Below are 14509 nucleotides of genomic sequence, written 5' to 3' on the forward strand. Positions count from 1 at the left end.
TTCCATCGTTAGCGCCGTGTGCTGGAACACGGCGTCCGTCTTTGCAGGAGTGTTCACATGGCTGTTGGTCTGGGTCCTTTGCCAACGTTGCACCCGGTGGCTGGTTTCGAGCTTGGCATCGCTTCGGCGGGCATCAAGCGCCCTGGGCGCAAGGACGTGGTGGTGATGCGCTGCGCCGAAGGTTCGAGCGTGGCTGGCGTCTTCACCCTGAATGCGTTCTGCGCCGCGCCGGTGATCATCGCCAAGCAGCGCGTGCAGGGCACCGTGCGTTACCTGCTGACCAACACCGGCAACGCCAACGCCGGCACCGGTGAGCCTGGCCTGGTGGCCGCCGAGCGCACCTGCGCCAGCCTGGCCAAGCTGGCTGGCGTCGACGCCAGCGCGGTGCTGCCGTTCTCCACCGGCGTGATCGGCGAGCCGCTGCCGGTCGAGAAGATCGAAGGCGCCCTGCAGGCTGCCCTGGACGACCTGTCCGTGGACAACTGGGCCGCTGCCGCCACCGGCATCATGACCACCGACACCCTGCCCAAGGGTGCCAGCCGCCAGTTCGTGATCGACGGCGTGACGGTCACCGTGACCGGCATTTCCAAGGGCGCGGGCATGATCCGTCCGAACATGGCCACCATGCTCGGCTACATCGCCACCGACGCCAAAGTGGCCCCGGCGGTGCTCAAGGACCTGATCCTGGACGGCGCCAACAAGTCGTTCAACCGCATCACCATCGACGGTGATACCTCCACCAACGACTGCTGCATGCTGATCGCCACCGGCCAGGCCAACCTGCCGGAAGTGACCGAGGCCCGCGGCGCGCTGTTCGACGCCCTGAAAAAGGCCGTGTTCGAGGTGTGCATGGAAGTGGCCCAGGCCATCGTTCGTGACGGCGAAGGCGCCACCAAGTTCGTCACCGTGCAGGTCAACGGCGGTGGCAACCACCAGGAATGCCTGGACGTGGGCTACGCGGTTGCGCACTCGCCGCTGATCAAGACCGCGCTGTTCGCCTCCGACCCCAACTGGGGCCGCATTCTGGCGGCAGTCGGCCGTGCCGGTGTGCCAGAGCTGGACGTGAGCAAGATCGACGTGTACCTGGGTGAAGTGTGCATAGCCAGCCGTGGCGGCCGTTCGGCCACCTACACCGAAGAGCAGGGCTCGGCGGTGATGGCGCGCGAGGAAATCACCATTCGCATCGAGCTGGGCCGTGGTGACTGCAGCGAAACCATCTGGACCACCGACCTGTCCCACGAATACGTGAAGATCAACGCCGAATACCGCACGTAACCCCGCAGCCGCTGCCTAAGGCTGCGCTGGCCCTGCAGTGCGCTGGAAATATTCAGTGTACTTGGGGGCCAGCGCAGCCTGGCGGCAGCGGCTACAGGACACTGGAGGAATCGTGAAACGCATTCATGTAGCCGCCGCGGTCATCCGTGGCGCTGACAACCGTATCCTCATTGCCCGCCGCGCCGACACCCAGCACCAGGGCGGCCTGTGGGAGTTCCCGGGTGGCAAGGTGGAAGAGGGCGAAAGCGTGCGCGCCGCCCTGGGCCGCGAGCTGGCCGAGGAACTGGGCATCACCGTGACCGCGGCGCGCCCGCTGATCAAGGTGCAGCACGACTACCCGGACAAGCAGGTGCTGCTGGACGTCTGGGAAGTGTCGGCCTTCACCGGCCAGCCCCACGGCGCCGAAGGCCAACCCCTGGCCTGGGTCACCGCCCGCGAGCTGCCCAACTACGAATTCCCCGAAGCCAACCGGCCGATCGTCAAGGCGGCGGGCCTGGCCAGCGAATACCTGATTACCCCCGGCGAGCTGGAAGGCCCCGAGCTGCTGCGTGGCATCCAGAAGGCCATCGCCAACGGCGCGCGGCTGGTGCAGCTGCGCGCCCCCAATGGCTACGACCCCAAGTACCGCGACCTCGCCGTGGACGCGGTGGGCCTGTGTGCCGGCAAGGCGCAGCTGATGCTCAAGGGCCCGCTGGAATGGCTGGGGGACTTCCCTTCGGCCGGCTGGCACCTGACCGCCGAACAGCTGCGCAAATACGCCAGCAAGGGCCGCCCGTTCCCTCGTGAGCGGCTGTTGGCAGCCTCCTGCCACAACGCCGAGGAGCTGGCGCTGGCGCACCAGATGGGTGTCGACTTCGTCACCCTGTCGCCGGTGCAGCCGACCCAGACTCATCCCGATGCCCAACCGCTGGGCTGGGAGCAGGCGGCCGAGCTGATCGCCGGCTTCAACTACCCGGTGTTCCTGCTGGGTGGCGTAGGCCCTGCCGACAAGCAGCGCGCCTGGGACCTGGGTGCGCAAGGTGTAGCCGGCATCCGCGCCTTCTGGCCAGAGGCGTGATTTCAAACGCCGCTATCGCGTAGCCGCTGCCGCCAGGCTGCGCTGGCCCTCGGGTTCGCTGGAGATTTCCAGTGAGGCATGGGGCCAGCGCAGCCTGGCGGCCGCGGCTACGGGGGGGGGGGTTGAGGGGTTTTCGGCGGGTTGCCAGAGGATCTCGGGTACACCCTGGCGCCGGGCGATGATGCGCGCTGCCACGAACAGCAGGTCCGACAGCCGGTTGATGTAGGCCAGCCCCACGCCCCCCAGCGGTTCCACCGCATTCAAATGCTGGCAGCGGCGCTCGGCGCTGCGCGCCAGGCTGCGGCACACGTGCGCCTGGGCGATCAGCGTGGAGCCACCCGGGAGGATGAAATTCTCCAGCGGGCCCAGTTCTTCGTTCCAGGCATCGATCACCTGTTCCAGCCGCTCCACTTCGGCAGCGTTCAGCGCCTGGTACGCCGGCATCGCCAGCTCGCCACCCAGGTCGAACAAACGGTGCTGGCACGGCGCCAGGGCCTCCAGCACCTCGCTCAGGCGCGAATCCTCGGCGCAGCCGGCCAGTAGCAGGCCCAGCTGGCTGTTCAGCGTGTCGACCTCGCCAATGGCCTCCACGCGGGGGTGGTCCTTGCCCACGCGGCGGCCGTCGCCCAGGCCGGTTTCGCCCTTGTCACCGGTGCGGGTGTAGATCTTCGACAGGCGAAAGCCCATGGTTCAAGTCTCCGAGGTCAACAGGGGAGTGGCGACGGTGCTGGCCGTCAGCGGCAGGCGCAGGGTGAAGCAGGTGCCCAGCCCCGGCGTCGATTGCACTTCCATCTGGCCCTTGTGGTTGTTGGTGATGATGAAATAGGAAACCGAAAGCCCCAGGCCGGTGCCCTGGCCGATTTCCTTGGTAGTGAAGAACGGCTCGAAAGTGCGCTTGCGCACCTGCTCGGGCATGCCGATGCCGTTGTCTTCCACCTGGATCTCGGCCCACGGCGGGTTCAGCCGGGTGCGCAGGGTGATGCGCCCAGGCTCGCCGCCTTCGGGGCGCTGGTGGATCGCCTGGGCGGCGTTCTTCAGCAGGTTGAGCAGCACCTGCTCCAGCTCGTTGGCGGTGCCGGGCACCGGCCCCAGGTTGGGGTCGAACTGGCGGATGATGTTCTGGCCCTTGAAGTCGAAGCCGATGGCCAGGTCGAAGTCGTTGCCGGCGATTTCCACCGCCTGGTCGATCAGCGCCGGCAGGTCGCAGGGCGCCAGCTGGCGGTTGCTGCGGCGGCTGAAGCTGAGCATGTGGGTGACGATCTTCGCCGCCCGTGCGCCGGCCTGCTGAATGCCGTCGAGCAACTGCGGGATCTCGCGGTTGAGCAGGTAGCGGTTGACCGTCGCCAGGTCGATACCGGCCTCGGCGGCGGCCTCGACGTTGCGCGGCAGGTCGGCGGACAGGCGCCGGCGCACGTTCTGCACGTTGTGCAGAATGGCGCCCAGGGGATTGTTGATCTCGTGGGCCATGCCGGCGGCCAGGCCGCCCACCGAGAGCATCTTCTCCGACTGCACCATCATCTCTTCCATGGACAGGCGCTGGCTGATGTCGTCGATACGAATCACCACGCCACGGCCGGCGCCGCCCATCAGCGGGTAGAAGGTCAGGGCGTAGTGGTGGGCCACGTCATCCTTCACCCAGGTCACGCGCTCGATCTTGGCCACGGTGTGGCGTTCAACGGTGGTCTTGAGCTGCGGCAGGAATGGCTTCAGCGGTTCGAACGCCAGGAATATCGGCTGGTTCAGGGCCTCGTCCAGGGGCGTGCCGGAAAGCGCGCTGGCCTCCTGGTTCCACTGGGTCACGTAGAGCTGTTCGTCCAGGGCAATCAGCGCCGAGGGCATGGAGTCGATGATGCTGTTGAGGTAGTTCTGGAAGCCCGTGAGTTTCTTCTCGATCTTGCTGCGCACCTGCACTTCCAGCTCGAGCTTGCGGTTGGTGTGGCGGGTTTCCTCGGCCAGGCCCTGGGCTTGGTCATAGGCGGCCTGGGAGTCGTCGCGGGCGCGCTTGAGCTGCTGTTCGCGGGCTTCGATGCGCGACAGCATGGTGTTGAACGCCTCGGCCAGGCTGCCGATCTCGTCATGGTTGCCGGGGGCGGCGCGCAGGGAGTAGTTCTCCTCGCGGGTCACTTGCCGTGACAGTTCTTCCAGGCGGTAGATGGGCTGGGTGATCAGGCGCTTGATCTGCCGGGCAATCACCAACCACAACAGCACGCTGAACACCAGGATGCCCAGGCTGGCGGTGAGGGTGCCGGTGTAGAAGGCCATGGGCAGTTCGCTGCTGGCGATCAGCAGCAGGTGCCCCGGCGGCTTGCCGCTGCGGGGCAGGTTGACCACCTGGGTGCTGCGGAATTCGGTCTGGCGCCACTTCTCGACGTTGCGGAAGTGCTCGGGCAGCCTCAGCTGCTGGCCGTGCTGGGTTTGCGCGAGCAGCTTGCCGTCGGTGTCGTAGACCGCCGCCGCCCGCAGCGGCGAGTAGCTGTTGAGCTCCTCCAGCAACGCCTGGGCGCTCTGCGGCGAGTCCAGCGACTCGATGGCCAGGGCCGGGTTGGTGACCAGCTTGCCGATGGTCTGCAGGGCCTGGGGCGCCATGCTTTCCTGGGAGATCCAGTAGGCGGCGCTGATGAAGGTCAGGTTGGCGACCAGCAGTACGGTGGTCAGCAGGACCAGCAGGGCGGCGAGCAGTTTCTGCCCCACCGGCAGGTTTTCGAGGCGCTGGCGCAATGGCATTGACGGTTCCGTCTTCCTGGAAAGGGCGTTCAACCTTGAGTGTATCAAAGCGTCGCCGGGCTCAGACGCTGGGCAGGCCCAGGGCCTGCAGGTGTTGGACCAGGCGCGCGTGCAGTTGTTGCAGGTGCGGCAGGGCCAGTTGGTGGCGGGCGGCGGCCGCGCAGGCATAGCCCAGCAGGTAGCTGATCTCGGTGCGGCGGCCCTGGGCGACGTCCTGGTGCATGGAAGAGAAGTTGGCCGCCGTGGCCTGGATCACCCGCAGCACCTCGGCGTGCAGGTCGCTGGCAGCGTCGGGCTGGCCGCAGCGCTCCAGTAGTTCGGCCAGCTCTGCGCACAGGGTGGCCACCTGCGCCGGGTGCTGCTGCAGGCCGCCGTTGCGACAGTCGTGGAGCACGGTCAGCGGGTTGATGGCGCAGTTTAGGGCCAGCTTGCGCCACAGGCGGGTGAGGATGTCCGGGGTCCACTGGTGGGGGATGCCGGCGCCCGCCAGGTCGTCCAGCCACACCGGCGCGGTGGGCGCGGCGGGGTCGCCCAGCCAGGTGAAGCCATGGCCGGCGAACGTCACGTGCCAGTCCCGGGAGCGGAACGCACCCTCGGTGCTGGAGGCGAAGATGCAGCGCGCCTGGGGCACCGCCGCTGCCACCGCATCCTGGCTGCCCAGGCCGTTCTGCAGCAGGACGACCTCCGCGCCGGCCGCCAGCCGCGGTGCCAGGCGCGCCACCACGTGCTCGGCGTCATAGGCCTTGCAGGCCACCAGCAGGCGCTGGATGGGCGCCTGGCTGTCGAAGGTCTCGGCGGGCAACGGGTACAGGTGGCTGACGTCCTGTTCCACCAGGGTCAGGCCGCCCGCCGCCTGGTAGCTGCGCAGGCGGGCGTCGTCGCGCAGTATCAGCGTCACTGGCAGGCCATGGCGGGCCAGGCGGCAAGCCCACAGGGTGCCCAGGCTGCCGGCGCCCAGTACGTGCCAGGGCGTGCTCATGCGCTGCGCACCGGCAGGCGCCTGGCGCTGACCAGGCCGCTGTCATAGGACTCGCCCAGCAGCTCGCGGGCCGCCTCGAACAGCGCTTGCGGGCTGTCGGGCAGGCTGTCGCGGTCGGCGCCGATCAGGCTGATGCCGGCCACGATTTCCACGGGGCCGGCGGCGGTCATGAAGGCCTTGAGGTTGAGCCCGTCGTGCAGGCGCTTGAAGCTGCTGGGTGCGCATTCGCTGAGGTCGGGGGGCAGGGTCAGCAGCACGAAGTGCTGGTCGTCCAGGCGCCCCAGCACGTCCAGCGGCCGCACCATCTGCTGCAGGCGCCGGCCCACGCCCTGCAACAGCTCGTCGAAGCCCTCGCTGCCGTGCTCGCGTTGCAGGTCACCGGCGTTTTGCAGGCCGATCAGCAGGTAGCACAGGGCGCCACCGCGGGCCTGCACCTGGCGCAGGCTGTCGGTGAGTTTCTGCCGCAGGTAGCGGGCGTTGCCCAGGCCGGTGAGCGAGTCCACCAGGTTGCGTTGCTCCAGGCTGGCGATGTTCTGCCGCAGCAGGCTGTTTTCCTGGCGCGGGCGCTGGATGATGTTGTACAGCCGCTCGGCGGCGTGCAGGCGCGCGGGTAACTGTTGGGCCAGGGCCTGGGGGTGGATCACGTCGTCGATGCCGTGGTCGGCGGTTTCGTCCAGCAGCGGCGCGGGCGGCTGGTCGCTGACCAGCAGGATGTAGGTGTAGTGCTCGCCCATCTCGTCGAACTGCCGCACCCGCGCGGCCAGGGCCAGGCCCTGCGCGCCCTCGAGCAGCATCAGGCTCGCCGGCTGGCGCTCCTGGCGGCCCAGCGCCTCGGCGTGGGTACAGGCGGTGACGGCGTGGTAGCCGGCGTCATGCAGTTGCGCGGCGAGGGCCGCGGCCCGCGCGGGATCGTCATGGACCAGCACAATGCTCAGATTCGGGTTAGGCATACGTGACTCACGGGGTTGGGGAGACGATCTGCCCTCCCATGGCTGCAACTTCGCGCATGAAGGGGCGTTGTGCACTGCTGGCAACCGTTATAATGACCCGGCATTTTAACCGTCAAGCCAGGCGTGCTCCATCTGTACCGAGCTGCGCCGTTTTTTTTGGAGAATTTTACATGCCCTCGTTCGACGTAGTGTCCGAGCTGGACAAGCACGAAGTCACCAACGCCGTGGAAAACGCGGTCAAGGAACTGGACCGCCGCTACGACCTGAAAGGCAAAGGCACCATCGAGTTCAAGGAACTGACCGTCACCCTGACCGCCGAGGCCGAATTCCAGCTGGAAGCCATGATCGAGATCCTCAAGCTGGCGCTGGTCAAGCGCAAGCTGGACGTGAAGTGCCTGGAAGTCAAGGACGCCTATGCCTCGGGCAAGGTGATGAAGCAGGAAGCCACCCTGCGCGAAGGCATCGACAAGGAGCTGGCGAAGAAAATCGTCGCTCACATCAAGGACGCCAAGCTCAAGGTCCAGGCCGCCATCCAGGGCGAGCAGGTGCGTGTCACCGGCAAGAAGCGCGACGACCTGCAGGAAGCCATCGCGGCCCTGCGCGCCAAGGAATTCGACATGCCGCTGCAGTTCAACAACTTCCGCGACTGATTGCCCGGGGGACGCCGCAGGGAACCTGAGCGGGGCTCGCGGCGTCCCACCCCCGTGGCGCGGGTGAAACGATTGCGCCGACCGGCAATAGGAGAGCCCTTATGGATGTAAACGCAGAAGTGGACCAACTCGTCCAGAAATCCCAGACCTGGATCCCGATGATCATGCAGTACAGCAGCCGCGTGCTGTTGGCGGTGGTCACCCTGGCCATCGGCTGGTGGCTGATCAACCAGCTGACCCTGCGGGTGGGCAAGCTGCTGGCCCTGCGCAACGCCGACCTGGCGCTGCAAGGCTTCATCAGCAGCCTGGCCAATATCGCCCTCAAGGTGATGCTGATCGTCAGTGTGGCATCGATGATCGGCATCGAGACCACTTCCTTCGTCGCCGCCATCGGTGCCGCCGGCCTGGCCGTGGGCCTGGCCTTGCAAGGCAGCCTGGCGAACTTCGCCGGTGGGGTGCTGATCCTGCTGTTCCGGCCGTTCCGCATTGGCGACTGGATCGAAGCCCAGGGCGTGCAGGGCACCGTGGACAACATCATGATCTTCCACACCGTGCTGCGCACCGGTGACAACAAGACCGTGATCCTGCCCAACGGCCCGCTGTCCAACGGCATCATCACCAACACCAACCGCCAGCCGACGCGCAAGATCACCTACGACATCGGCGTGGACTACGACGCGGACCTGCAGAAGGCCCGGGAAATCCTCCTGGACCTGGCCAAGGACCCGCGCGTGCTGGAATCGCCGGCACCTGAAGCGGTGATCTCGGCATTGGGCGACAGCTCGATCACCGTGTCGCTGCGGTGCTGGGTGAACACCTCGGACATGGGCGGGGTCACCAACATGATCAACGCCGAGATCCGCGACCGCCTGCGGGCGGCGAACATCGACATCCCGTTCCCGCAACGCGTGGTGCGAGTGGTGTCGGAAGCCACCCAGTAAGAACAGAAAAGCCCCTTTCCAGGGGCTTTTTCATGTGTCCGGCCATGGCACGGTGGTGCCTGGGGACGCGGCCTGGGGGCCGCTGCTACGGTTTTTCGGTTGCCACTTCTTCTTCCACTGCCTCCATGCGGTTGCCGCGGCTTTCCTGGTGCCAGTGCAGGGCAATCAGGAACAGCGTGGGCACGCCCAGCACCGCGGTGATCAGGAAGAAGTTGTGGTAGCCGAACTTCTCCACCATCACCCCCGAATAGCCGCCGATCAGGCGCGGCAACAGCAGCATGATCGAGCTCAGCAGGGCGTACTGGGTGGCCGAGAACTTCAGGTTGGTCAGGCTCGACAGGTACGCCACGAACGCCGAGGTGGCCATGCCCGAACTGAAGTTGTCCAGGGAGATGGTCACGATCAGCATCTGCAGGTTCGGGCCCATGTCGGCCAGCATCAGGAACAGCAGGTTGGTGGCCGCCGAGGCAGCGCCGCCGATGAACAGGATCGGCAGGATGCCGAAGCGCACGATCAGCAGGCCGCCGACGCCGGCGCCCAGCAGCGTCATCACCAGGCCGAAGATCTTGCTGACGCTGGCGATCTGGTCCTTGGTGAAGCCCTGGTCGATGTAGAACACGTTGGCCATCACGCCCATCACCGTGTCCGACATGCGGTAGGTGGCGATCAGCCCCAGCAGCAGCAACGCCTGCCAGCGGTAGCGGGTGACGAAGTCGCTCACCGGGGTCAGCACCGGCGCCAGGCCGCGGCGGCCCATGGACGACAGGCACAGGGCGGTGAGGGTGATGTAGAGGATGGCGCGCAGGAAGGCCCGGTCGGTCATCAGCAGGTTCACCAGGCTCTCGCCGTGGAAGATCACGCTGGCGAAGTCGGTGTTGTACAGCTGGGTGAACATGGCTGGCACGGAGATCAGCAGGACGATCAACACGAACACCGACACCAGTTGGTGGCCGAACTTGTAGCGGCCGGCCGACAACTGGGTGCGCAGCGGCACCGCGGGCTCGCGCATCACCAGCGTGGTGATCAGCGCCGGCACCATCAGCACGCCGAACAGCATGTAAGTACCGGCCCAGGCCTTGTGCAGGTAGGCGTAGCCGGTGGAGCCGAACGCCTCGGCGAAGAACAGCGCGCCGGCGGTGGCCAGCAGCGCGGCGATGCGGTAGCCGGCCATGTAGCTGGCAGCCAGGGCCGCCTGGGTGTTGTCGTCGGCGATCTCCAGGCGGTAGGCGTCCACGGCGATATCTTGGGTGGCCGAGGCGAACGCCACCATGACCGCGATGGCGATCAGCCAGGACAGGTGTTTTTGCGGGTCGCAGAAGCTCATGCCGATCAGGCCGATGATCACCAGCGACTGCGCCAGCACCAGCCAGGAGCGGCGACGGCCCATCCGGGCCAGGAATGGCAGGCGCCATTGGTCCAGCAGGGGTGACCACACCCACTTGAAGGCATATGCCAGGCCGATCAGGCTGGCATAGCCGATGGTCTCGCGGGCTACGCCGGCTTCACGCAGCCAGACGGAGAGGGTGGAGAACACCAGCATGTACGGCAGGCCGGCGGCGAAACCGAGCAGCAACAGGACAAGCGTCGAAGGGCTGGCATAAGCGGCGAGCGCGGCGCGCCAGGTTTTACGGGGCATGGGCTGGAATCTGCCTCAGTTTACGAAAACAAAGCGCGCACTCTAACCGTTAGGGTCCATGGGACGCCAGCCATGGCGACGGATATCCACCCGATTATTCATGAAAGTTACACCCTCGGCACGTAGCCGCGCCCGTTGCTCCTCGCCTCCCACGGTACCGGCGGCGAGACTTATCCGACCACCGGCACCTATCACCCGGTGCCAGGGCAACTGGCTGCCTTCGGGCAACTGGCTCAAGGTGCGCCCCACCCACCGCGCAGCCCGCCCCAGCCCAGCCATTTCGGCCAATTGGCCGTAGGTCACGACCTTGCCTTCGGGCACCTGGGACAACACCACATACAGGGCCGTGCGACGTTCCGCAGCCGGGTCAGGGGGGCTTTTGTCACCAGGTGGTTGCAAACGATTGCTGAACTCATTGGCCATTTGTCGGTCATTCCTTGCGCGGGAGCTGTCCATCCGGATGATGCCCGGCTTTCCTCAAAAACCTTCAAAACTCGAGCCCGAATCTGCTTATGCTGTCCAGAACCCTTATGTGCCTCGCCATTGCCAGCGCCTCAACCACTGCCCTTGCCGACACGGTCTGGATGAAGAACGGCGACCGCCTGACCGGCAAGATCACCGTGTTCGACGGTGGCAAACTGATGCTCGACACTCCGTATGGTGGCTCCGTCGCCCTGGATTGGAAACAGGTCAAGACCCTGGAGAGCGACCAGGAGCTGCTGGTCAAGCAGGACGCCTACACCGGCCAGAAGGCCAAGGCCCTGAAGCCTTCCGACGACGGCAAGGTGACCTTGCAGAACGGCGAGGCGCCCAAGACCGTCGAGCTGGCCAGCATCCAGCAGATCATCAAGCCCAAGCCGGTGGTCGAAGACCTGGTGTGGAAGGGTAACATCGACGCCGCCCTGGACTTCAAGCGCGCCGACAGCAACACCGACGACTACAACCTGGCCTTCAAGACCAGTGCCCGCAGCGGCCGCTGGCGCCACACGGCGGACGCCGAGTACAACCGCGAGGCCACCGACGGCGTGATCGGCACCAACAACTGGAACGCCGAATACGCGCTGGACCGCTTCATCACCGACAAGTGGTACTGGCAGGGCCGCGTTAACGTCAAGCGCGACTTCGTCGAGGACCTGTCCAAGCAACGCACCGTGGGTACCGGCCCGGGCTACCAGTTCTGGGATGACGAACTGGGCGCGTTCTCGTTGGGTTCGCTGCTCAACCACAGCACTTACGAATACTCCGACGGCGCCAAGTCCGACTTCTACTCGGTGGGCGTGAAGTGGGCCTACAACCGCTTCCTGATCGGCAAGACCGTGGAGTTCTTCACCAACGGCGAAGTGGGCAAGCCGCTCAGTGGCGTGGCCGACTACAGCCTGGATTCGGAAGTGGGGCTGCGCTACAAGGTCACCCAGTGGGCGTCGCTGAACCTCAAGTACGAGAAGGACCTGGTGACCGGTTCCAGCAACGCCGACCTCAACACCAGCCGCTACACCGCAGGCTTCGGCGTGGCCTGGTAAGCCTCCGATCCTGTAGCCGCTGCCGCAGGCTGCGCTGGCCCGAATGCACACTGGAAATCTCCAGCGAGGCATAAGGCCAGCGCAGCCTACGGCAGCGGCTACGAATCGAGGCAGGCTGGCGCCAGGTGACAACCCGCCTGCCAGTGTTTACCTTTGGGCTTTCCTTTATTACACCAAGGAGCCCAAGGTGAGCGCCAAAGCCCTGCGTCAGGCCCGTGAACTGCTGCTCAAGGAATACCGCGGCGTACTGTCGACCCTGTCCAAGTCCATGCCCGGCTTCCCGTTCGGGTCGGTGGTGCCGTACTGCCTGGACGCCGGCGGCAACCCGCTGATCCTCATCAGCCGCATCGCCCAGCACACCCACAACCTGCTGCAGGACCCCAAGTGCTCGCTGCTGGTGGGCGAGCGCGGCGCCGAGGATGTGCAGGCCGTCGGCCGCCTGACGGTGATGGCCCAGGCGCGCAAGCTGGAGGACGAAGCAGCCATCGAGGCCGCGGCCCAGCGCTACTACCGCTACTTCCCGGACTCGGCCAACTACCACCACGCCCATGATTTCGATTTCTGGGTGCTGGAGCCGGTGCGCCATCGCTACATCGGCGGTTTCGGCGCCATTCACTGGCTGGACCAGGTCACCCTGGCCAACCCCTTCGTCGGCCAGGCCGAGACCGGCATGGTCGAGCACATGAACGCCGACCACGCCAAGGCCATCGCCCACTACGTGGAGCTGGCCGGGTTGCCGGCGGACGTGCCGGCGCAACTGGCCGGCGTGGACAGCGAGGGCATGCACCTGCGCATCGGCCAGGGGTTGTACTGGTTGGCTTTTGAAAAGCCTTGTAACACTCCTTTGGAGGTCCGCCAGGCCTTGGTTTCACTGGCCCACGCCGAGGTCTGGCCGACGACTGGGCAGGTCGAGGCTTGAATTCACGAAACATCGACGTCATCTAAGGTTTACTGGAAGTCGTTCTTCCGCAGAGGAAACCTTGATGCGTGTCTTTTTACTGTTGTTCCTGCTCTTCCCGGTGCTGGAGCTTTTCGTCTTCTTCAAGGTCAGCGTGGCGATCGGGTTTTTCCCGGCGCTGGCGCTGATCATTGCCGGCTCCGCCATTGGCGTGCTGGTGGTGCGGGTGGCCGGGTTGGCCACCGCCCTGAATGCCCGTGCCAGCCTGCAACGCGGCGAACTGCCGGCCGAGCAGGTGTTCCAGGGGCTGATGCTGGCCATCGGCGGCGGCCTGCTGCTGTTGCCCGGTTTCATCAGCGATGTGCTGGGCCTGCTGTGCCTGCTGCCGTTCACCCGCAAGCTGATTGCCGGCAAGCTGCAGGCAAAGGCCCGCGAGCAGGCGTCGCGCCAGCGTTCGTTTGCCGAGGAGATGCATGGCCGGACCTATGAAGGCCATGCGCGGCCGGCGGCCAACCACGCGGTGGGGCGTGAGCCCAACGTGATTGAGGGTGAGTTCGAGAAGCGCGACTAAGCTGCACCACCGAAAGAAAAACGGCCCTACGGGGCCGTTTTTGTTGGCTGTTGATCTGCATTTGATCTGGCTTTTGATCTGGCTTTTGATGTGGCTTTTGATCTTGATTGTATGCCCCGTAAAGCGCCCGGGCCGACTGGAGGCGTCGATCAACGGGCCGCCCGAAGGGCCGAGGCCGTAGGCCGAAGAGACGGTAACCCGCAGGCTTCTATAGCGGGTGCCGTCTGCCCGTTGAGCGGCGCCGGAAGGAGGGGACCCGTAGCGAAGCGTAGGGCCCAAGCAGGGGCAAGCCTTTTTTGCTTACTTTTTGTGGCGTTTGACAAAAAGTGAGTCGGCGTAAGGCCGAAAAGGTGATTCTGCATCACCCTGAGTGCTGGATATTCATACGGCTTTCGAATCCCGCTTCGCCGATTTCAAACATATCCATTTTCGCGGTGCGACCACCGACCGTTTCGGCCTTACGCCGAGTAACTTTTTGGCAGTCGCCCCAAAAAGTCACCAAAAAGGTCTCGCCCCTGCTTGGGCCCTTCGCTGCGCTACGGGTCCCCTCCCTCCGGCGTCGCCCAGGCGGCAAAACGGCCCCCGCTAACAGAGCGGGCGGGCTGCCGTTTCCTTCGGCTGCGCCGAAGGGCCCTGCGGGCTGCCGCCTGGTCAACGCCTCCAGTCGGCCCTGGCGCTTTACGGGGCCAAGATCAAGAGCCAGATCAACAGCAACATCAAAAGCAACATCAAAAGCCAAAGCCAAAGCCAAAGGCGGTTGGTGCTTGGGAGGGGGGTGTGCTGCAAAAATTTTTATCCCCCACCCTTGTAATCGCAACCGGCGACCTCATGTATGGGTCACCGCAAGGTTTCTGGCTTTGCCAGACATTATTCCGCGTCTCGCGCAGCGAGCCGCGACCGGCCCCGCCGGATGAACCACAACGCCGGTACAGACACCGGCCGCTGAAAACCATAATTAGGAGAGATCGACAATGAAGCTTCGTCCTCTGCATGACCGCGTCGTTATCCGTCGCAGCGAAGAAGAAAAGAAAACCGCTGGCGGTATCGTTCTGCCAGGTTCGGCTGCCGAGAAAGCCAACAATGGTGAAGTCATCGCGGTCGGTACCGGCCGAGTGCTGGACAACGGTGAAGTGCGTGCACTGTCCGTGAAAGTGGGCGACAAGGTCGTGTTCGGCCCTTACTCCGGCAGCAACACCGTGAAAGTAGACGGCGAAGACCTGCTGGTAATGAGCGAGAACGAAATCCTCGCCGTTATCGAAGGCTGATAACCCCGCTGCTCTCCCTTTACTACCCAGTATTCAAGGAAAT

The 14509-nt window shown here is 65.3% G+C and carries 13 protein-coding genes and 1 pseudogene; 8 read left to right on the forward strand and 6 right to left on the reverse strand.

What is annotated here, in order from left to right:
• The first annotated feature begins 57 nt into the window (after positions 1-57).
• Positions 58-1275 carry a bifunctional glutamate N-acetyltransferase/amino-acid acetyltransferase ArgJ gene (gene argJ, locus AC0Z2B_RS06685; protein ID WP_416426816.1) on the forward strand — a complete coding sequence of 406 codons (1218 nt, stop codon included), beginning with the start codon at positions 58-60 and terminating at the stop codon, positions 1273-1275.
• Between the two features lie 112 nt (positions 1276-1387).
• Positions 1388-2332 carry a Nudix family hydrolase gene (locus AC0Z2B_RS06690; RefSeq protein WP_476295655.1) on the forward strand — a complete coding sequence of 315 codons (945 nt, stop codon included), beginning with the start codon at positions 1388-1390 and terminating at the stop codon, positions 2330-2332.
• Positions 2333-2458: 126 nt separating this feature from the next.
• On the opposite strand, the pseudogene AC0Z2B_RS06695 reads toward AC0Z2B_RS06690, so the two are convergent.
• The 4 genes and pseudogenes from AC0Z2B_RS06695 to AC0Z2B_RS06710 all read right to left on the reverse strand — a co-directional run.
• Positions 2459-3019 (reverse strand): annotated as a pseudogene (locus tag AC0Z2B_RS06695) (cob(I)yrinic acid a,c-diamide adenosyltransferase); the annotation flags it as partial.
• Between the two features lie 3 nt (positions 3020-3022).
• Positions 3023-5056: a sensor histidine kinase gene (locus AC0Z2B_RS06700; protein WP_416426812.1), complete on the reverse strand. Its 2034-nt coding sequence runs from the start codon at positions 5054-5056 to the stop codon at positions 3023-3025.
• A gap of 61 nt (positions 5057-5117) precedes the next feature.
• A complete protein-coding gene (locus AC0Z2B_RS06705) occupies positions 5118-6035 on the reverse strand; it encodes a putative 2-dehydropantoate 2-reductase (RefSeq protein ID WP_476295656.1) in 918 nt (305 codons plus the stop codon).
• Entirely contained in the window at positions 6032-6985 is a 954-nt protein-coding gene (locus tag AC0Z2B_RS06710; RefSeq protein WP_476295658.1) for a GGDEF domain-containing protein, read from the reverse strand. Before AC0Z2B_RS06710 ends, AC0Z2B_RS06705 begins: the two co-directional genes overlap by 4 nt.
• 170 nt (positions 6986-7155) lie before the next feature.
• On the opposite strand from AC0Z2B_RS06710, the gene AC0Z2B_RS06715 reads away from it, so the two are divergent.
• Together AC0Z2B_RS06715 and AC0Z2B_RS06720 are read left to right on the forward strand one after the other, a co-directional pair.
• Positions 7156-7635: a YajQ family cyclic di-GMP-binding protein gene (locus AC0Z2B_RS06715; RefSeq protein WP_027976882.1), complete on the forward strand. Its 480-nt coding sequence runs from the start codon at positions 7156-7158 to the stop codon at positions 7633-7635.
• Positions 7636-7736: 101 nt separating this feature from the next.
• The gene (locus tag AC0Z2B_RS06720; protein WP_416426807.1) at positions 7737-8576 is read left to right on the forward strand and encodes a mechanosensitive ion channel family protein; all 840 of its coding nucleotides are present in this window, start codon (positions 7737-7739) and stop codon (positions 8574-8576) included.
• Positions 8577-8661: 85 nt separating this feature from the next.
• Here the strand turns inward: AC0Z2B_RS06720 and AC0Z2B_RS06725 are convergent, their stop codons facing one another.
• The gene (locus AC0Z2B_RS06725) at positions 8662-10212 is read right to left on the reverse strand and encodes an AmpG family muropeptide MFS transporter (RefSeq protein WP_476295659.1); all 1551 of its coding nucleotides are present in this window, start codon (positions 10210-10212) and stop codon (positions 8662-8664) included.
• A 42-nt stretch (positions 10213-10254) separates the two neighbouring features.
• Complete coding sequence (locus tag AC0Z2B_RS06730; protein ID WP_473004427.1) at positions 10255-10635, reverse strand: MGMT family protein; 381 nt, start codon at positions 10633-10635, stop codon at positions 10255-10257.
• A gap of 89 nt (positions 10636-10724) precedes the next feature.
• Between AC0Z2B_RS06730 and AC0Z2B_RS06735 the strand changes: the two genes are divergently transcribed.
• The 4 genes from AC0Z2B_RS06735 (at position 10725) to AC0Z2B_RS06750 (ending at position 14466) form a co-directional block, all read left to right on the forward strand.
• Complete coding sequence (locus tag AC0Z2B_RS06735; RefSeq protein WP_416426802.1) at positions 10725-11732, forward strand: DUF481 domain-containing protein; 1008 nt, start codon at positions 10725-10727, stop codon at positions 11730-11732.
• A 187-nt stretch (positions 11733-11919) separates the two neighbouring features.
• Positions 11920-12651, forward strand: coding sequence for a HugZ family pyridoxamine 5'-phosphate oxidase (locus AC0Z2B_RS06740; protein ID WP_476295661.1), 732 nt, complete (start codon positions 11920-11922; stop codon positions 12649-12651).
• A gap of 64 nt (positions 12652-12715) precedes the next feature.
• Complete coding sequence (locus AC0Z2B_RS06745; RefSeq protein ID WP_416426800.1) at positions 12716-13201, forward strand: FxsA family protein; 486 nt, start codon at positions 12716-12718, stop codon at positions 13199-13201.
• A gap of 971 nt (positions 13202-14172) precedes the next feature.
• Complete coding sequence (locus tag AC0Z2B_RS06750; RefSeq protein WP_027976889.1) at positions 14173-14466, forward strand: co-chaperone GroES; 294 nt, start codon at positions 14173-14175, stop codon at positions 14464-14466.
• Positions 14467-14509 lie beyond the last annotated feature (43 nt).

It is taken from the genome of Pseudomonas sp. GYB4201, assembly GCF_056312595.1.